15 protein-coding genes are annotated in these 17,746 nt (G+C 64.1%); 7 read left to right on the forward strand and 8 right to left on the reverse strand.

What is annotated here, in order from left to right; genetic code table 11:
* Positions 1-31: 31 nt before the first annotated feature.
* The 5 genes from acnD to O3301_RS22145 form a co-directional block, all read right to left on the reverse strand.
* Complete coding sequence (gene acnD / locus O3301_RS22125; RefSeq protein ID WP_305057606.1) at positions 32-2,626, reverse strand: Fe/S-dependent 2-methylisocitrate dehydratase AcnD; 2,595 nt, start codon at positions 2,624-2,626, stop codon at positions 32-34.
* Between the two features lie 11 nt (positions 2,627-2,637).
* Positions 2,638-3,792 (reverse strand): 2-methylcitrate synthase, encoded by a 1,155-nt coding sequence (prpC, locus tag O3301_RS22130; RefSeq protein WP_289914249.1) that lies wholly within the window; start codon positions 3,790-3,792, stop codon positions 2,638-2,640.
* An 81-nt stretch (positions 3,793-3,873) separates the two neighbouring features.
* Positions 3,874-4,761: a methylisocitrate lyase gene (gene prpB / locus O3301_RS22135; protein ID WP_034783951.1), complete on the reverse strand. Its 888-nt coding sequence runs from the start codon at positions 4,759-4,761 to the stop codon at positions 3,874-3,876.
* Between the two features lie 365 nt (positions 4,762-5,126).
* A complete protein-coding gene (locus tag O3301_RS22140) occupies positions 5,127-5,375 on the reverse strand; it encodes a hypothetical protein (protein ID WP_034783948.1) in 249 nt (82 codons plus the stop codon).
* Positions 5,376-5,497: 122 nt separating this feature from the next.
* Complete coding sequence (locus tag O3301_RS22145) at positions 5,498-5,734, reverse strand: hypothetical protein (protein WP_099667425.1); 237 nt, start codon at positions 5,732-5,734, stop codon at positions 5,498-5,500.
* Between the two features lie 177 nt (positions 5,735-5,911).
* On the opposite strand from O3301_RS22145, the gene O3301_RS22150 reads away from it, so the two are divergent.
* The 4 genes from O3301_RS22150 (at position 5,912) to O3301_RS22165 (ending at position 12,103) form a co-directional block, all read left to right on the forward strand.
* Positions 5,912-6,769 (forward strand): MBL fold metallo-hydrolase, encoded by an 858-nt coding sequence (locus O3301_RS22150; protein ID WP_305057509.1) that lies wholly within the window; start codon positions 5,912-5,914, stop codon positions 6,767-6,769.
* Positions 6,770-6,908: 139 nt separating this feature from the next.
* Positions 6,909-9,038: a DUF3274 domain-containing protein gene (locus O3301_RS22155; protein WP_305057510.1), complete on the forward strand. Its 2,130-nt coding sequence runs from the start codon at positions 6,909-6,911 to the stop codon at positions 9,036-9,038.
* A 130-nt stretch (positions 9,039-9,168) separates the two neighbouring features.
* Positions 9,169-10,497 carry a virulence factor gene (locus O3301_RS22160; RefSeq protein ID WP_305057511.1) on the forward strand — a complete coding sequence of 443 codons (1,329 nt, stop codon included), beginning with the start codon at positions 9,169-9,171 and terminating at the stop codon, positions 10,495-10,497.
* Positions 10,498-10,657: 160 nt separating this feature from the next.
* On the forward strand, positions 10,658-12,103 hold the full coding sequence (locus O3301_RS22165; protein ID WP_305057512.1) for an MFS transporter: 1,446 nt from the start codon (positions 10,658-10,660) through the stop codon (positions 12,101-12,103).
* 110 nt (positions 12,104-12,213) lie between these two features.
* Here the strand turns inward: O3301_RS22165 and O3301_RS22170 are convergent, their stop codons facing one another.
* Together O3301_RS22170 and O3301_RS22175 are read right to left on the reverse strand one after the other, a co-directional pair.
* The gene (locus tag O3301_RS22170) at positions 12,214-13,119 is read right to left on the reverse strand and encodes a LysR family transcriptional regulator (protein ID WP_305057513.1); all 906 of its coding nucleotides are present in this window, start codon (positions 13,117-13,119) and stop codon (positions 12,214-12,216) included.
* 58 nt (positions 13,120-13,177) lie between these two features.
* A complete protein-coding gene (locus O3301_RS22175; protein WP_305057514.1) occupies positions 13,178-14,626 on the reverse strand; it encodes a M20/M25/M40 family metallo-hydrolase in 1,449 nt (482 codons plus the stop codon).
* Between the two features lie 173 nt (positions 14,627-14,799).
* On the opposite strand from O3301_RS22175, the gene O3301_RS22180 reads away from it, so the two are divergent.
* From O3301_RS22180 to O3301_RS22190, 3 genes are all read left to right on the forward strand, one after another.
* Positions 14,800-15,330, forward strand: a complete 531-nt coding sequence (locus O3301_RS22180) for a GNAT family N-acetyltransferase (protein WP_305057515.1) — start codon at positions 14,800-14,802, stop codon at positions 15,328-15,330.
* Positions 15,331-15,450: 120 nt separating this feature from the next.
* The gene (locus O3301_RS22185; RefSeq protein WP_099667421.1) at positions 15,451-15,903 is read left to right on the forward strand and encodes a glycine zipper domain-containing protein; all 453 of its coding nucleotides are present in this window, start codon (positions 15,451-15,453) and stop codon (positions 15,901-15,903) included.
* Positions 15,904-16,053: 150 nt separating this feature from the next.
* On the forward strand, positions 16,054-17,004 hold the full coding sequence (locus O3301_RS22190) for a PP2C family serine/threonine-protein phosphatase (RefSeq protein WP_305057516.1): 951 nt from the start codon (positions 16,054-16,056) through the stop codon (positions 17,002-17,004).
* Here the strand turns inward: O3301_RS22190 and O3301_RS22195 are convergent.
* A complete protein-coding gene (locus O3301_RS22195; RefSeq protein WP_305057517.1) occupies positions 16,985-17,404 on the reverse strand; it encodes a DUF2177 family protein in 420 nt (139 codons plus the stop codon). The genes O3301_RS22190 and O3301_RS22195 overlap by 20 nt on opposite strands.
* Positions 17,405-17,746 lie beyond the last annotated feature (342 nt).

Raw genomic sequence — 17,746 nt, forward strand, 5'->3', positions numbered from 1 at the left:
CCTGCGCGCCACCCGGTGAATGACGAACTGCTTACGCTGCCTTGGTCGACTCGAGGAAATCCTGCGCGAAGCGCTGAAGAACGCCGCCCGCCTCGTAGATCGACACCTCTTCCGCCGTGTCGAGGCGGCAGGTGACGGGCACTTGCAGCGTCTCGCCGTTCTTGCGGTGGATCAACAAAGTCAGGGTGGAGCGCGGCGTGCGCTCGCCCACGACGTCGTAGGTTTCGCTGCCATCGATGCCCAGGGTCTTGCGGTTCACGCCAGGCAGGAACTCCAGCGGCAGGACGCCCATGCCCACCAGGTTGGTGCGGTGGATGCGCTCGAAACCTTCGGCCACGATGGCTTCCACGCCGGCCAGGCGCACGCCCTTGGCGGCCCAGTCGCGCGAGGAGCCCTGGCCATAGTCGGCACCGGCGATGATGATCAATGGCTGCTTGCGCTCCATATACACCTCGATGGCTTCCCACATGCGCGAGATTTTTCCTTCCGGCTCGATGCGCGTGAGCGAACCGGCCTTCACCTTGCCGTCCTCGATGACCATTTCGTTCTTCAGGGTCGGATTGGCGAACGTGGCGCGCTGCGCCGTCAGATGGTCGCCCCGGTGCGTGGCGTAGGAATTGAAGTCTTCCTCGGGCAAGCCCATTTTCGCCAGGTACTCGCCGGCCGCGCTGTCGAGCATGATGGCGTTCGATGGCGACAGGTGGTCGGTGGTGATGTTGTCGCCCAGGACGGCCAGCGGACGCATGCCTTTCAAGGGGCGTGCGCCGGCCAGCGCGCCTTCCCAGTACGGCGGACGGCGGATATACGTCGTCTGCGGACGCCAGTCGTACAGGGGGCTGACTTTCTGGCCATCGTCGGCCTGCGCGGCAAACATTGGAATGTACACCTTGCGGAACTGCTCCGGCTTGACGCTGGCGGCGACGATGGCGTCGATTTCCTCGTCCGATGGCCAGATATCCTTCAGCAAAATCGGCTTGCCATCCGCGTCATGGCCCAGCACATCCTTTTCAATGTCGAAACGGATGGTGCCGGCGATGGCATAGGCCACCACCAGCGGCGGCGAGGCGAGGAAAGCCTGCTTCGCGTACGGGTGGATGCGGCCGTCGAAATTGCGGTTGCCCGACAAAACGGCGGTCGCGTACAGGTCGCGCGACACCACTTCGTCCTGGATCACGGGATCGAGCGCGCCCGACATGCCGTTGCACGAGGTGCAGGCGAAAGCCACCACGCCAAAGCCCAGCTGTTCGAGTTCCGGCATCAAGCCCGCTTCCTGCAGGTACAGTTCCACCGTCTTCGAGCCGGGCGCCAGCGACGATTTCACCCACGGCTTGCGGGTCAGCCCCAGGCGGTTGGCATTGCGCGCGATCAAACCGGCGGCGATCATGTTGCGCGGGTTGTTCGTGTTGGTGCAACTGGTGATGGCGGCGATGATGACGGCGCCGTCCGGCATCTTGCCCGGCTCGTTTTCCACCACGCCGGAAATCCCGCGCGCGGCCAGTTCCGACGTCGGCACGCGGTTGTGCGGGTTCGACGGCCCGGCGATATTGCGCACGACGGACGACAGGTCGAAGCTCAGGACGCGCTCGTACTGCGCATCCTTCAGGCTGTCGGCCCACAGGCCCGTCTCTTTCGCGTACAGCTCCACCAGCTTCACCAGTTCGTCGTCGCGGCCCGTCAATTTCAGATACTTGATGGTTTGCTCGTCGATATAGAACATGGCGGCCGTGGCGCCGAATTCCGGCGCCATGTTGGAAATCGTGGCGCGGTCGCCCAGGGTCAGGTGCGACGCGCCCTCGCCATAGAATTCCAGGTAGGACGAAACGACCTTCTGCTTGCGCAGGAACTCCGTCAGCGCCAGCACGGTATCCGTGGCCGTGATGCCCGGCTGCGGCTTGCCCGTCAGCTTGACGCCGATGATGTCGGGCAAACGCATCCACGAGGCGCGGCCCAGCATCACGCTTTCCGCTTCCAGGCCGCCCACGCCGATGGCGATCACGCCCAGCGCATCGACCATCGGTGTGTGCGAATCCGTGCCCACCAGGGTGTCCGGATAGGCTACGCCATCCTGCACCTGGATCACGGGCGACATGCGCTCAAGATTGATCTGGTGCAAGATGCCATTGCCTGGAGGAATCACGTCAACGTTCTTGAACGCTTTCTTGGTCCAGTCGATGAAGTCGAAACGGTCTTCGTTGCGGCGGTCTTCGATGGCGCGGTTCTTGGCGAAGGCGTCGGGATCGAAGCCGCCGCATTCGACGGCCAGCGAGTGGTCGACCACCAGCTGCGTGGGCACCACCGGGTTGACGAGGGCCGGGTCGCCGCCCTGGGCCGCGATGGCGTCGCGCAAGCCGGCCAGGTCGACCAGGGCCGTCTGGCCCAGGATGTCATGGCAGACCACGCGCGCGGGGAACCACGGGAAGTCGAGGTCGCGGCGGCGTTCGATGAATTGGCTCAGCGAAGCGTTCAAGGTGGCCGGGTCGCAGCGGCGCACCAGGTTTTCGGCCAGCACGCGCGAGGTGTAGGGCAAGGTGGCGTAGGCGCCTGGCTGGATCGCATCGACGGCGGCACGCGTGTCGAAGTAGTCTAGCTGGGTGCCCGGCAAGGATTTGCGGTGCAAGGTGTTCATGTTGGTGCTCATTATTTGCGGTCCTTGATCGGGACGAATTCCAGGTCTTCCGGACCCACGTAGTTGGCGCTCGGGCGGATGATCTTGTTGTCGATACGCTGCTCGATGATGTGGGCAGCCCAACCCGAGGTACGCGAGATGACGAACAGCGGCGTAAACATCGCCGTCGGCACGCCCATCATGTGGTACGACACGGCCGAGAACCAGTCCAGGTTCGGGAACATGTTCTTGATTTCCCACATGACCGATTCCAGGCGCTCGGCGATGTCGAACATTTTCGTGGAACCGGCTTCCTGCGACAGCGAACGGGCCACTTCCTTGATGACTTTATTGCGCGGGTCCGAAATCGTGTAGACGGGGTGGCCGAAGCCGATCACCACTTCCTTGTTGGCCACGCGTTCGCGGATGTCCGCTTCCGCTTCATCGGCGTTGTCGTAGCGTTTCTGGATATCCAGCGCCACTTCGTTCGCACCGCCATGTTTCGGGCCGCGCAGCGCGCCGATGGCGCCAGTGATGGCGGAATGGATGTCCGAACCCGTGCCGGCGATCACCCGGCTGGTGAAGGTCGATGCATTGAATTCGTGTTCCGCGTACAGGATCAGCGACGTGTGCATGGCTTTTTCCCACGACGCCGACGGTTTTTCGCCATGCAACAGGTGCAGGAAGTGGCCGCCGATCGAGTCGTCGTCCGTTTCCACTTCGATGCGCTTGCCGTTATGGCTGTAGTGGTACCAGTACAGCAGCATGGAGCCGAACGACGCCATCAGGCGGTCGGCGATGTCGCGCGCGCCCGGCGCGTTATGGTCGTCCTTTTCCGGCAGGGTGCAGCCCAGCACGGACACGCCCGTGCGCATCACGTCCATCGGGTGGGCGGCGGCCGGCAGCGCTTCCAGCGCCAGTTTCACTGCCGACGGCAAGCCGCGCAGGGATTTCAACTTGGCCTTGTAGCCTTTCAGTTCGGCGGCTGTCGGCAGCTTGCCGTGCACCAGCAGGTAGGCGATTTCCTCGAACTCGCAGCTGTCGGCCACGTCCAGGATGTCATAGCCGCGGTAGTGCAAATCGTTGCCGGTCTTGCCGACCGAGCACAGCGCCGTGTTGCCGGCGGTGACGCCGGACAAGGCGACGGATTTTTTAGGCTTGAAAGTGGCGGCTTGCGGTGCGTTCATTGATTTCTCCAAAAATTGACTAGTCTCGGTTGCATCACTGCGGGGCCTGCATGCGGCCCCTGCTTCTTTACTTTTCTTTACTTATTTCTTTTGCGCGGCGAACAGTGCATCGAGCTTTTGCTCGAAATCGTGGTAATTGATCGATTCATACAGCTCCATGCGCGTCTGCATGGTGTCGACGACGTTCTTTTGCGTGCCGTCGCGGCGCAGCGCCTGATAGACGTTTTCCGCCGCCTTGTTCATGGCGCGGAAGGCCGACAGCGGATATAGCGCCAGGCCCACGTGGGCGCTGCGCAGTTCGTCCAGGGTGAACAGCGGCGTGGAACCGAATTCCGTGATGTTGGCCAGGATCGGCACGTTGACGGCCTTGGCGAACGTAGCGTACATGTCCAGGTCCGTGATGGCTTCCGGGAAGATCATGTCGGCACCCGCTTCGACGCAGGCGACGGCGCGTTCCAGCGCCGCTTCCAGGCCATCGACCGCCAGCGCATCGGTGCGCGCCATGATGACGAAGTTCGGGTCCGTGCGCGCATCGACGGCCGCCTTGATGCGGTCGACCATTTCTTCCTTGCTCACGATTTCCTTGCCCGGACGGTGACCGCAGCGCTTGGCGCCCACCTGGTCTTCGATGTGCAGGCCGGCCGCGCCGAACTTGATCATCGATTTCACCGTGCGCGCCACGTTGAAGGCGGAAGAACCGAAGCCCGTGTCGGCGTCGACCAGCAGCGGCAGGTCGCACACGTCGGTGATGCGGCGGATGTCGGTCAGCACGTCGTCCAGGCTGGAAATACCCAGGTCGGGCAAGCCCAGCGAGCCTGCCGCGACGCCGCCGCCGGACAGGTAGATGGCTTTATAGCCGGCGCGCTTGGCCAGCAAGGCGTGGTTGGCGTTGATGGCGCCGACGACTTGCAACGGGGATTCTTCCTGGACGGCCTTGCGGAATGCGGCACCTGCGGAGTATTGAGTCATGTGTTCACCTTATGGGTTTCGGATGGTCCCGAATGTTTCACGGAGTGGCTATGAACATCAGTATTGCAAATGCCGTGCCAGGCCGGCGCGGCCTGGCGAAAAACACGTGACGGCAGAGTGAAAACAGGCGACAAGGGGCCAGCCAGCGCTGCTCCGGGGCTGTCACGCCAGGGAACAACGATGTCACGTTTGCCCCGTACGATGTTTCATTATTGTTTCAAAATTTCATTTTGAAACATAACATTGAAACATGCAACAGCGCTGGCTGAAAAGATGGGGGCAGGCACACGCGCCGCCGGTAGCGCGCAAAAAAAACAGCCGGCGGATGCCGGCTGCGGGAACACGATGACTGAAAGAGTAGAGAACTAGGCCAGCCGCACCAGCGGGTTGGCGATGATGTTGTCGATCTGGCGCACGGCTTCTTCGCAGGCGGCGGCAATGGCGCCCTCCTCGTCGTCGCGCACGAATTGCATGGTCGAGCCTTCGAATACTTCCAGGCCTTCGGCCGTGGCGCGCTCGATGTCGCAACTGGCCGACCATTTGCCGTCGGTGGTGGGCACGGCCAAGGGAACGATTTCCCAGCCTTTATAGTGAATTTTAGAACTGCTATCCATGGGTGCCTCCTTCGTGACTGACTCAATAGTGGAAATCGTAGCATGAAGCGCGGCTGGCAGCGACGTGTTTCACGCGCCAGCCGTAGTCAGGCTCACTTTCGGGCTAAACGATTTACGCTGGCTCAAGGGCGCAGCAGATTATCGACTTCCGTCCTGGCCACTTGCAAGCCCGCCGTGCAAGCCGTTTCGGGGGCCGCGTAGCCGCCCAGGGTGCGGCTGCGCGTGATCGCCTGCGCTTCCGGCTCGCCTTCGCGCTGCAGGCGGTAGGTAAAATCCCATAAATCGTCGTTATCCTTTTGCGGGGTCACGGAAATCGTAAAACCGCGGTACTGTTCGCTGCGTGCAGTGATATCGTTCATGAATTCCTCCTTGGAAGAATGAGGTTACCATGCTGCAAGCGCCGGGGTGCGCACGGCTGTGACGGCCGCATGCCTGCCCCCTTATCTGTTTTCCGCATGTTAAATGTGAATTTACAGCATTTTTTTAGCGAACTCTGGCGATATAATGCCATTCCCTGTCCGTCCCTTGCCGCCGTGATGACTCCACAAATCCAAGCTTTCTTCGACCCCGCCACCGCCACCGTCACCTATATCGTGTATGAGGCCGACGGGCGGGACTGCGCCATCATCGATTCCGTGCTCGACTACGATCCCAAGGCGGGCCGCACCTCCACCGCTTCGGCCGACAAGGTGATCGCCTTCGTGCGCGAACACGGCTTGCAGTGCCGCTGGCTGCTGGAAACCCATGCGCATGCGGATCACCTGTCCGCCGCGCCCTACCTGCAGCAGCAGCTGGGCGGCGACGTGGCCATCGGCGCCGCCATCCAGACGGTGCAGCAAGCCTTCGCCGCCGTCTACCACCAGGATGCGGCCAAGGCCGACGGCTCGCAGTTCGACCAGCTGTTCGCGCCCGACCAGGTATTCCATATCGGCGCATTGGAAGTGCGCGCGCTGCACGTGCCCGGCCACACGCCGGCCGACCTGGCGTACCAGATCGGCGACGCCGTGTTTGTCGGCGACACCCTGTTCATGCCGGATGTGGGCTCGGCCCGCTGCGACTTTCCCGGCGGCTCCGCTGCGCTGCTGTACCGCTCCGCGCAGCGCCTGCTGTCGCTGCCGCCGCAGACCCGGCTGTTCATGTGCCACGACTACCCGCCCAACGGCCGCGCGCCGCGCTGGGAAGTGACGGTGGCCGAACAGCGCGCCGGCAACATCCACTTGCGCGACGGCATCACGGAAGAACAATTCGTGGCCATGCGCACGAGCCGCGACGCCACCCTGGACATGCCGACATTGATCTTGCCCGCCATCCAGGTCAACATCAACGCGGGCAAGCTGCCCGAGCCGGAAGACAATGGCGTGCGCTACCTCAAAATACCGCTGAACGCGATCTGATTCCCCCGACATTCCCCGCCCGCCGCGCTTCCTTTCTTGACACCACGCAAGTCCCACCTCAGGCAATCCGCATACAGTGCAGATTGCCTGAGTTCGCTTGGGCGCCGCTTTTCATCTTTCACGTTGACGGAGCGCCCGCATGTCGCCCGACCCTACGCTAGCTGGCAATTGCATCCTGCTCGCCGAAGCCGAAGGCACGACCTTGTTCAGCCATGCGCTGCTCCAGGCCGTCACGCGCCTGCCCCGTCCCGGCATCGTCATCTTCGTGCATGGCGTCAATTCCGATGGCGAATGGTATGAGCAAGCCGAACAAGGGCTGTGCGCCGGCCTGAATGCGCGTCTGAAGCGCCGCGACGAGGATCTGGCGATCCCGGGCCCGGCGGCCGGACAGATGCAAGCCGCCACCTACGCGCGCGAATTGACGGATGACGGCTTCCTCAATCCCAAGCGCAACGCCACCACCTTCCTGCAGGCGGACGATGCCAATTCGCCCGTGATCCGCTTCCGCTGGGGCTACAAGGCCAATGGCAAGGAGTTGCAGGCGTTTGGCGATGGCATCTATCTCAACGAAAAGAATTACTGGGGCGGCGGACCGTTCGCCAACGGCTGCAGTGCCCTACCCGATCTGTGGGGCCAGGGCTTGTCCGAGGAACTGTTCCTGTGGATGCATATCCAGCACATGAACCCGACGAATGACCGGCAAGTGTATGCCTGCCCGCCACGCCCGTATTTCGTGTTTGCCGCCTGGCGCCTGGCGCGTCTCGTGCAATCGATCAGGGCATGCCAGCACGACGCGCCCGTCACCATCGTTTGCCATAGCCAGGGCAATATGGTGGCCATGGCGGCCGCCTTTCTCGGCGAAACCCTGGGGCCGTCCGCCGTAGCCGACAGCTATGTGCTGTGCAATCCGCCCTACAGTTTGCTCGACAGCAACTTCACGGAAAACTGGGTCAGCGGCCATTTGACGGACGAACATGGCAACACGGGCCGGCAAAAATACGCGGCGCGCACGCAAACCTTGAAAGCGTTTTTCAACATCCTGCGCACTCGCTCGGCAATGCAGCAGGATGCCGCCTTGGTCGACGAGTGCAGCGCCAATCGCAAGCCTGAACGCAAGGACAGCTATACGGCCGCGTTCGACCGCGCAGACCACGGCTTGCATGGCTCCACCTATGGCAGGGTCACCTTGTATTTCAATCCGCACGACCAGGTGATTTCCGCCACACCGGTGCAAGGCATAGGCTGGCGCGGCATGTCGGCGCAGGAAATTGCCGATACGAGCGGCGACGGCGTCTTCACCCAGCGCGTGTTTGCGCAAAACCACCTCGTCGGCCAGGAAAATGAACAGGATTACGATATCTGGCAACGCAATGGCCAGCCCTTGACGCCGGACAGCCTCGATTTCTGGCACCCGCGCTCACTGGTCGCCGAGTACTCGATCGAAAAGGGCATGCGGGCCAGCAAAGGCATCGGCCGCAAGATACTGACCTTCTTGTTCGCGCCCATCGTCATCATTCTCGCCAAGACGGCCGGCACGCGCATCAACGCCCTGCCGCCCAAGGTCTGGCGGCTGCCGATGAAGGCGCCCAAGCTGCCCGTGCCCTTCCTGCCGCATTCAAAGCGTTTTGCCGACATCGGCGAAGCATTTGACGAAGACTGCGATGCCCCGGCTGACTCCCTGCACAAGGAACGCGCCGCCGACGCCGATGACGCGTATGCGCCTTACCGTTCCCAGGGCAAGGGCGATGTGCACACCGAGGCAGCGCTGCGCTACGAACAGAACGGCATGCTGCGCATGCAGGCCAGGCGCGACGGCTGGGCCGAAAATGGCAAGCCTGTGACGGCGGTGGACCAGCCGGAAGAGGCTTCCACGGAATTCAATGCCTGGCGCAAGCAGGAAATCCAGAACTACCTGGCCGCCAATATCGACACCCACGCCACCGATCACTCGACCATCATGACCAATCCCGAGCATGCGGAAAAAGCGCTGGCGTATGACGTGGCGGTGGGGGTGTGCACGATCAGGCAGGAGGATTTGCGCGAATTAAGGGTTGCGGCGGATTGGAGCCTATTGAAAGGCGCCTCTTTCGAGTCTGGAGAATTCTTTGAATACTACGACAATGGCACATTTAAAACTGTCCCTCTATTTACGTGGGCAAATGACAAAGACAGCCCTGCCAGAAAGCCGAGAGGCATCATAGACGAGCGCCAGAACGCCAAGCCCGCCAGCACTTCCAGCAACTTTGCGCTGAGGACTGACGGTGCATAAGTTCATTGCCACGCCGCGCCAGCGACTGGCCCGGGCCTTCGCCACGTTTCTCTGCGTCATTTTCCTGACATGTTGGTCCATCTGGTCGGGCTATGCCGATCACCAGCATGTCCATTCACCTGGAGACTTCATGAAACAGTTCCTCGCGCTGCCCACGCTCGCCGCCTTCTCCATGTTTGCGCTATTGACGGCCTGCGCCATGAAGCCGGCGCAGAAAGAAGACGGCCTCCCAAAAACCACTGTCCAAGCTCCCTTCCGGGCACAGGTCGTGGGCCTGCAGTGGCTCAACCCTCTGCAACGACGCGACTATCCCACCGAGTGGCAACTGCTCTGGACGCTTGGCCTGGCCAAACCCAACAAGAATGACGATATGGTCAGGACGGATCCCAGGGGCTTCAGCACCTTGCAGGCCGTCGCCCCCATTGCCCACGATCTCGATAGCACGGAAACGTTCAAGGGCTATCACTATAAATATGTGCGGAAATTAACCAGCCTATTTCATGATATTTACTACTCCAGCCCCACCTACTTTTATCGAGTCTATCCCAAAGATCAAAAACAGAACTGGCGCGAACTGGCAGGCATCCGCGTCGAATATGCCCTGCCTGCGGGCAAGTTGGACCCAGAAGAGGCAAGAAACACTACACGCGAACGTATTATCGACACCTTCAGCATCGGCACTGTCAATTTTCCCACCCTCTGGACCCGCGCCACCCCACCCGACGTGCGCATCACCCTGGGCGGCAACAACGCGGGTTTTACCTCACTGAAAGCCGCGCTGGCCTACCTGGAAGCGCATCCGAAGGAAACCGTGTGGGTGATGAACTGGGATGCGCCGAGCCGGCCGAAGACCATGCAGATCAATGAAAACCTGGTGCTGCTGGTGCTGGCCGGCCCCGATTACAAGACGGAGCGCGCGGCGCTGGCGTGGATAGGCTATCCGGCCACGCGCAAGGTGGCCGATTTTGAAGCGGGCAAGGACAAGCCGCCGCGCGCCGTGCAAGCGTGGCAGGCCGTGTTTGCCGAGGCGGCGCGCCATGGCGGCAAGACGGAAGAAGACATCGGCTACGTCATCCACGACGCCAGCAAGAACCTGCCCTCGTCATCCGACCGTCTGGGCCAGCTGGCGCAAGCGCTGACCCTGGAAGTACCGGGATTCGACTTCCTGCCGCAGACCTTCAATACGCCGGCCCTGCTGGGCGAAATGGGCGCCGGTACGGCACTGACCAATGTCGCCCTGGGTATCGCCCATGCGAACCACGTCGGCAAGCCCGTGCTGGTGGCGGGCACCAGCGATCCTGACGGCGTCACGGGCGTGCTGGTCTGGCCGCCAGCGACAGTGCGGCCCATCGCCCACGACAAGCCGTGGTTCCGCGCGCGCGGCGAAAACAATGCGTATTTGCCGTGGTGGGGCATCCGGCATGACACGGCGGACAGTTTGCAGGGTTACTCGAAATAAAGTCCAAGTACTGGCCGCCGGCGCGCAGCGACCTTCCCGGCGGCCCGGCCGCGCCGCATACATGGCGTCAAACGCAACAACATAATGCAAATGATGCGCCTTCCGCCATGCCATATCCCTCGATACCATGTAATGACCCCATTCGAGGATCAGCCACGCCATGCATGCACCGTCAAAACCCGCTCCACCCAGCCAGCAGGCGGCCCAGGCCGGCAACGCCACGATGCCCGTGCGCGGCGCGCTGGCCAGCCTGTCCCTGGCGATGCTGCTGCCCGCGCTGGGCACCAGCATCGCCAACGTCGGCCTGCCCGACATGGCCAGGGCCCTGCAGGCACCGTTCCAGGATGTGCAATGGATCGTGCTCGCCTATCTGCTGGCCATCACCGCCCTGATCGTCAGCGTGGGGCGCCTCGGCGACATGGTCGGCCGGCGCCGCCTGCTGCTGGCCGGCATCGCGCTGTTTGCCCTAGCTTCCATCCTGTGCGCGCTGGCGCCCACCTTGTGGCTGCTGGTTGCCGCGCGCGCCCTGCAAGGCCTGGGCGCGTCCGTCATGATGGCGCTGACCATGGCCATGGTCGGCAGCACCGTCCCCAAGGCCAGGACGGGCAGCGCCATGGGCCTGCTCGGCACCATGTCCGCCGTCGGTACCACGCTAGGCCCCGCGCTGGGCGGCCTGCTGATCGCGCGCTTCGGCTGGCAAGCCATTTTCCTCGTCAACGTGCCATTGGCCGGCCTGGCGCTGCTGCTGGCCTGGCGCTGCCTGCCGGCGGACCAGCGCGACGCGCACGCCAAACGGCCCGTCTTCGACCACCGCGGCACCGTGCTGCTGGCGCTGACCCTGGCCGCCTATGCGCTGGCCATGACCCTGGGCCGCGGCCAGTTCGGCGTACGCAACGCGGCGCTGCTGCTGGCCGCCTGCGTCGGCGCCATCCTGTTCGTCCGGGTCGAGCTGAAGGCGCCGGCGCCGCTGATACGCCTGGCCATGCTGCGCGCGCCCATGCTCAGCGCCGGCCTGGCGACCAGCATGCTGGTCGCGACGGTGATGATGTCCACCCTGGTAGTCGGCCCCTTCTACCTGGCACGCGGCCTGGGTTTAGGCACGGCCGTTACCGGCATGGTGCTGGCGGCGGGGCCGCTGGTGGCGGCGTTCTGCGGCGTGCCGTCCGGCTGGCTGGTGGACCGCTACGGCGCGCAGCGCATGGGCGGCGCGGGCCTGTGCGGCGCGGCGGCCGCCTGCCTGGCGCTGGCCCTGCTGCCCGCCAGCCTGGGCATTCCCGGCTACGTCGCGCCCATCATGCTGCTCACGGCCAGCTATGCGCTGTTCCAGGCAGCCAACAATACGGCCGTCATGGGCGATATCGTTGCCGAGCAGCGCGGCGTCATTTCCGGCATGCTCAATCTGTCGCGCAATCTGGGACTCGTCACGGGCGCCTCCGTGATGGGCGCCGTCTTCGCGGCCGGCGCCGGCGATATCGCCAGCGCCCGGCCAGCCGCCATGATCGGCGGCATGCACGCCACCTTTGGCGTGGCCAGCGCGCTGATACTCGCCGCGCTGGTCATTTTCGTGCTTGGCCACACCCTGAGCAAAACTGGAGACCCCGCATGATACGCACCCGTGCAATCCCATCCCTGCCTGTCCCTCTGTTGCTGCTGGCCCTGGCCTGCAGCGCCACCCTGTCCGGCTGCTGCTGGCCCTGAGCTGGCGCGCCGGCGGCGTCAGCCGGCGTTGATCCGGGCCGCGCAAGCGTCGACCACGCAGCCGCGCAGCCAGCGGTGGGCAGGGTCGGCATCCATGCGCGGATGCCACATCAGCGACACGGTCAGGTCGGGCATGCGCAGCGGCAGCGCAAAGCTGAACATGCCGGCGCGCAGATTGCCCGTATGCCGTTCCGGCACGGTGGCGATCAGGTCGGAGCCGGCGGCCAGCGCCAGCGCCGCCGTGAAGCCGCCGACGATGCTGGCGATCGTGCGCTGCAATCCCAGCGCGGCCAGCGCGTCGTCCATCGGTCCCGTCTCCTGGTCGCGCCGCGCCACCAGCACATGCCGGCCGGCCGCATAGCGCTCGGCGCTGATGTCGCCCTGCGCCAGCGGATGGCCGCTGCGCACCACGCCCACGAAACGGTCGCCGAACAGCCTGCGCGTGCGCACTTCCGGGCTGGTGAGGCTGCCGATCACGCCCGTTTCCAGGTCGATGCTGCCCTCGCGCAACTGCACGCTTTCGCGGTCGAGCTTTTGCACGAAACGCAGACGCACGCCTGGCGCTTGCGCGCCGATATGCGCGAGCAGCGCCGGGCCGAAATTTTCCACGAAACCGTCGCTCGAACGCAGCGTAAACGTTTGCGCCAGCTGGCGCGGATCCAGCTGCTGCGCCGGTCCCAGCACGGCCAGCACTTCGCCCAGCAGGGGGCCCACTTTTGCGCGCAGCTCCAGCGCGCGCGGCGTGGGCACCAGTTCACGCCCGGCGCGCACCAGCAGCGGATCGCCCGTCGTCTCGCGCAGGCGCGCCAGGGCGCGGCTCATGGCCGATGGACTCAAACGCAAGCGCCGCGCCGCGCGCGTGACGCTGCCTTCGGCCAGCAGGACATCGAGGGTGATCAACAGGTTCAGATCGGGTAGCGACATGGTGTTTATACCTTGGCATGCATTGGTGGCGCCAAGTTGCCGGCGCCAGCACTGGCGCTTACTCGGCCTGCTCCGGCGCGCGGCCGATCTCGCCGTCGATATTGGCCAGGAACCAGGCCAGCGACGACATCAGCGCCACGTTGCGCTTCAGGTTTTCCGGGTCGACCTTGTCCAGCGTGTCGGCCGCCGTGTGGTGGTAGTGGAAGTAACTGTGGCTGTCCACCAGCGGCTCGAAACTCGGTACGCCGCCCGTTTCCAGGCGGTGCAAGTCGCCCGTGCCCAGCGCGTCGCGGCGCGTGAAGGCGTGCGCGCCCATCGGCAACAGGGCCGCGCGCAGGGGCGCGAACAGTTTTTCCGACTTCGGCCCCACGCTGGCGAGGATGCCGAACGGGCGGCCGGCGCCGCTATCCATCTCGATGGCCGCGTACTGCTTGCCGAGCGCCTGCTTGTGGGCCTCGAAGTAGGCCTGGCCGCCGCGCCCGCCATTTTCCTCGTTCATCCAGGCGATTACGCGGATGGTGCGGCGCGGACGGTAGTCGAGCTTTTTCAGGGTTTCCACCACGCCCATGGCTGCCACCACGCCGGCGCCGTCGTCGTGCGCGCCCGTCGCCAGGTCCCAGGAATCGAGGTGGCCCGAAACCACCACCACTTCGTCGGCCTTGTCCGTGCCCGGCCAATCGGCGATGACGTTGTAGCTGTCCGCTTCCGGCAGGTTTTGCGGCGTCAGGGTCAGGTGCATTTTCAGGGGGCCGCGCGCGGCCAGGCGGCCCATCAGCAAGGCGTCTTCCACGGTGACGGCGGCGGCGGGAATGCGCTTGTTGTCATCGAGTCCCGTGGCGCCCGCGTGCGGGATGCGGAAATCGGCGCCGCCCACCGAGCGCACCAGCGCGGCAGCCGCGCCCAGGTCGGCCGCCGCCTTCGGCCCGAGGAAGCGCGCGCGCGAACCCTGGCCATAGGTGACGCCGGCCAGGCCGCGCTCGGCCATCTCCTGGTCGAACGGCGTGTCGATCAGGACGATGGCGCCCTTCACTTCCGACGCGCGCGCCTTGAGTTCATCCAGGCTCCTGACGATGATCACGGGCGCCGTCAGGCCGGCGGCCGGCGTGGCGCCGGAGCCGCCCAGGGCCGTGAGCACCACGCGCTGCGACACGCCTTGCGGACGCCCCGCGTAATCGACGATTTCCGCCGTTTCCACGCCGCGCACCCAGTGCGGCACTTTCACGGGCTGCAAGGTGACGGTGGCGCCCAGCCGGCGCATGGTGTCGGCCACCTGCTGCACGGCGGCGGCCGCGCCGGCGGACCCGGACAGGCGCGGGCCGATCAGATCCGTCATGTCGGCCAGGCGGGCGTACGCCCAGTCGCTCTGCAGCGCGGTGTCGCGCACCTGCGCCAGCGCTTGCGGCGCATTGCCCGGCGCGGCGGCAAAGGCGCCAGCGCTGACGATGCAGCCGAGGGCAAGGGATACGGCGGAACGGCGCAGTGGCGCGCCAGTCAAGATGCTATGCATGTGTTCAAATCCAGTCAACGAGGTCGAAGCGGGTACGCCGTGGCCATGGGCAAGGCGCGACTTTTTCTACGATAGCGTATTTATTCTGTCATTGCAGCAACTTTTACGGGATCGATTGCCTCGCCCCCCATAGTCGATTACCATCAGAATCGTGATCGCTACCGGAAACCGCCATGCTCAAGGGAACACTCTGTACCGTCCGGCATTTGCAGGCCGCCGACCTGAATACCTATATTTCCCTCGTCAACGACCTGCCCTCGCGCGGCGAGTTTTTCTCGATGCAATTCAAGTCGCCCGAGGCCATGCGGCGCGACTTCCTGCAATCGGGCTTCGTGACCGAGGACAGCGAATTGTTCCTCATCGAAGACCATTCCCAGCATATCATCGGCACGATCACGCACTTCAAGAGCCGCACGCCAGCCTCGCGCGAGATCGGCTACCGCCTGTTCGACCGGCAACGGGACGGACGCGGTTACATCAGCGAAGCGACGCGCCTGCTGGTTGACTACCTGTTCAACGCCTATCCGTATCACCGGCTGGAGCTGCTGATGGACCCGCTGAACATCGGTTCCGAGCGCATTGCGCAAAAGAACGGCTTTACCCAGGAAGGCTTGCTGCGCCAGGCCTTCTTTATCAACGGCGTGATGCGCGATGTCAAAATGTACAGCCTGCTGCGTCCCGAATGGCAGGCGCGCCTGCGCTGACTTGTTACGGCCGGGGCAGGATTGTAATAAGTTGTATTAGACATGGAACACGGTTGCGACAGCAGATATAGTCCAGTCCATGCAGATCATTGTGATCTCGCCGGAATGGAAGGAAATGCCATGTTGAACAAGAAACTCCTGGGTGCGGTAATGGTAGCGGCAGTGGCTGTGTCTTCGGCCGCAGTCGCCGGTGACCGCGACTTCAATACCGTTGCAGGCGCCGTTGTCGGAGCGGCCATTGGCAACAGCACCGGCGGCCGCAATGGCGCGATCGTCGGTGGCGTGCTGGGCGCGGCCGTCGGCAACAGCATCAGCACGAATGACCGTTATTACGACCGTGGCGGCTATCGCGGCGGTTACCGCGAAACCTATTATGCGCCGGCGCCGCAGCCCGTGTACTACGCCCCTGCCCCGCAGCCCGTGTATTACGCACCGCCACCGCGCTACTACGGCCCGCCGGCTGTCGTCTACGTGCAACCGGGCCGCGGCTACTACCGCGACCATGGCCGCCGCGACTACTATGACCGCGGAGACTACCATGACCATGGCCGTGGCTGGGGCCATCGCCGTTAAGCAGCGCCCTGCACTTGCCCCATGAAAAACCTGCGCCAGCCTGCTGCCGCAGGTTTTTTTTGCGTGAAAGGCAAGGTATCGCCCCTGCACAATATCGGCTAAGCTGTGTCCTATGATCAACATTGCTGGCCGCCTGGACCGCACCAACCGATGCATTTAATCAAAGACGGACTTGATTTCGGCCCCTGGCTCGACGCCGCCGCCGGCACCAGCGTGGGCGCCGGCCCCCTGCCGCGCCGCGAAAACCAGGACAACTTCCTGCTGATCGATGCCAGCGGCCACGCCGTCTGCCTGTCGCGGCAGACGCCGTTCCACTGCCAGGTGCCGGGCTGGCCGCGCGGCCATGTGCGCGCAGCCGTGCTCGACGGCATGGGCGGCCACGGCCACGGGCGCGAAGCGGCGGAAGCGGCCGTGCAAGGCTTGCTGGCCATGCCCGCCTGCCTTGACACGGCCAGCCTGGCGGCCAGGCTCGACGCGCTGCACACGCGGCTGCAGGACAGTTTCGCCCAGGCCGCGCCGGCCCAGGCGCGTCCGCCCGGCACTACCCTGACCCTGCTGGAAGTGCCGCCCGGCGAAGCGCCGCTGCTGTATCACGTAGGCGATTCGCGCCTGTATGAAATTGCCGACGGGGCTGCCAATATCCTCACCGTGGACCACGTGCCGGCCACCGTGTACGCCATGCGCGGCGCGCTCGACGAGGCGCGCTGGCGGGCCGCCGTGCACGGCGAACACCACCCGCAAATCTCGCAGGCATTCATTTTAGGCAACGCCATCGGCGACAGCTTGCAGCTCGACAAGCCCTTGCGCGGCCTCGATGCGGCCATCTTGCCGCCCTTCCTCGCGCACCTGGGCGACCGCCGCGTGCTGCGCGTGCGCCCCGGCGCCCACTATCTGCTGGCCAGCGACGGCTTCTGGGCCTGCGAGGACCCGTTGGCCCTTACGGCCCGCTGGCCCGCCTTGTGCGCCGGCAAGACTGCGGCACAAGCCGTCAGCGCCCTGTTCGACGACTTCCTCTCGCATCCTCCCAAAGGCTTGCATAGCGACAACATTACCGTGCTGGCGCTGCGCTTCGATGCGGAATTCACCGCCCCAGCCGGCTAGCTGCCAGGTAGCCGGCCGTCGCCGACACGGACGACAGCACGGCGCCCCAGGCCATGTCGATCGCCGTCAAGGCCAGAGGCCAGTCGCGCAAGGTCGCATAGTTGCTCAAATCATAGGTGCCGTAGGCCAGCAGGCCCAGCAGCGCGCCCAGCACTGCCGCCGTGCGCCCGCGGCGCGCACGCAAGCCCGGCAAAATGGCGAAAACCAGCAATCCCGCAACGTACAGCAGATAAAACAGCGTCGCCGGCGCCCAGCGGGGAGACTCCGCCAGCAGCGGCCCCAGCGCTGCGGCGTACACCGGCTTCATCAGCACCGCCAGCCATAGGGCATCGATGGCCAGGAATACGCACAAGGTGACGCCATAGGCTATGGCAAGCTGGAGCGGGCGTTGGGCAGGCATGGTCGTCTTTCGAAGTCAGGCGGCATCGGGGGAACGGCTGTGCCAGCATAATACAAAACGCCTTCCAGCTCTTGCCGCAGGCATCACCATGCGCGACCGGCGTCCACGCGCATGGCTGGAAAACCTGTCCATACAATATCAAAATAACATATCCAGAAAGATATAAAATGTGTTTTTGAGCAATAGTTTCCATGACATGTATTGCGAGGTGTGACCAGGGACATGAATTTGGACAAAAAGAGCGCATTCCGCTGCCGTGAAAGTTGCCAAGCAAGCGCAAAAGCGCGTAAGCTCTCATGTATAACAGAGGGCAAAATGTCCCCGCTCGATTCGAGTCAGAAT

Origin of the sequence: Janthinobacterium sp. SUN211 (assembly GCF_030587315.1) — a bacterium.
Taxonomy (GTDB): Bacteria; Pseudomonadota; Gammaproteobacteria; order Burkholderiales; family Burkholderiaceae_D; genus Janthinobacterium; species Janthinobacterium kumbetense.

Coding starts and splice junctions, on each gene's coding strand:
- acnD (WP_305057606.1), bottom strand. CDS start 2,626: ATGAACACCTTGCACCGCAAATCCTTGCCGGGCACCCAGCTAGACTAC.
- prpC (WP_289914249.1), bottom strand. CDS start 3,792: ATGAACGCACCGCAAGCCGCCACTTTCAAGCCTAAAAAATCCGTCGCC.
- prpB (WP_034783951.1), bottom strand. CDS start 4,761: ATGACTCAATACTCCGCAGGTGCCGCATTCCGCAAGGCCGTCCAGGAA.
- O3301_RS22140 (WP_034783948.1), bottom strand. CDS start 5,375: ATGGATAGCAGTTCTAAAATTCACTATAAAGGCTGGGAAATCGTTCCC.
- O3301_RS22145 (WP_099667425.1), bottom strand. CDS start 5,734: ATGAACGATATCACTGCACGCAGCGAACAGTACCGCGGTTTTACGATT.
- O3301_RS22150 (WP_305057509.1), top strand. CDS start 5,912: ATGACTCCACAAATCCAAGCTTTCTTCGACCCCGCCACCGCCACCGTC.
- O3301_RS22155 (WP_305057510.1), top strand. CDS start 6,909: ATGTCGCCCGACCCTACGCTAGCTGGCAATTGCATCCTGCTCGCCGAA.
- O3301_RS22160 (WP_305057511.1), top strand. CDS start 9,169: ATGAAACAGTTCCTCGCGCTGCCCACGCTCGCCGCCTTCTCCATGTTT.
- O3301_RS22165 (WP_305057512.1), top strand. CDS start 10,658: ATGCATGCACCGTCAAAACCCGCTCCACCCAGCCAGCAGGCGGCCCAG.
- O3301_RS22170 (WP_305057513.1), bottom strand. CDS start 13,119: ATGTCGCTACCCGATCTGAACCTGTTGATCACCCTCGATGTCCTGCTG.
- O3301_RS22175 (WP_305057514.1), bottom strand. CDS start 14,626: ATGCATAGCATCTTGACTGGCGCGCCACTGCGCCGTTCCGCCGTATCC.
- O3301_RS22180 (WP_305057515.1), top strand. CDS start 14,800: ATGCTCAAGGGAACACTCTGTACCGTCCGGCATTTGCAGGCCGCCGAC.
- O3301_RS22185 (WP_099667421.1), top strand. CDS start 15,451: ATGTTGAACAAGAAACTCCTGGGTGCGGTAATGGTAGCGGCAGTGGCT.
- O3301_RS22190 (WP_305057516.1), top strand. CDS start 16,054: ATGCATTTAATCAAAGACGGACTTGATTTCGGCCCCTGGCTCGACGCC.
- O3301_RS22195 (WP_305057517.1), bottom strand. CDS start 17,404: ATGCCTGCCCAACGCCCGCTCCAGCTTGCCATAGCCTATGGCGTCACC.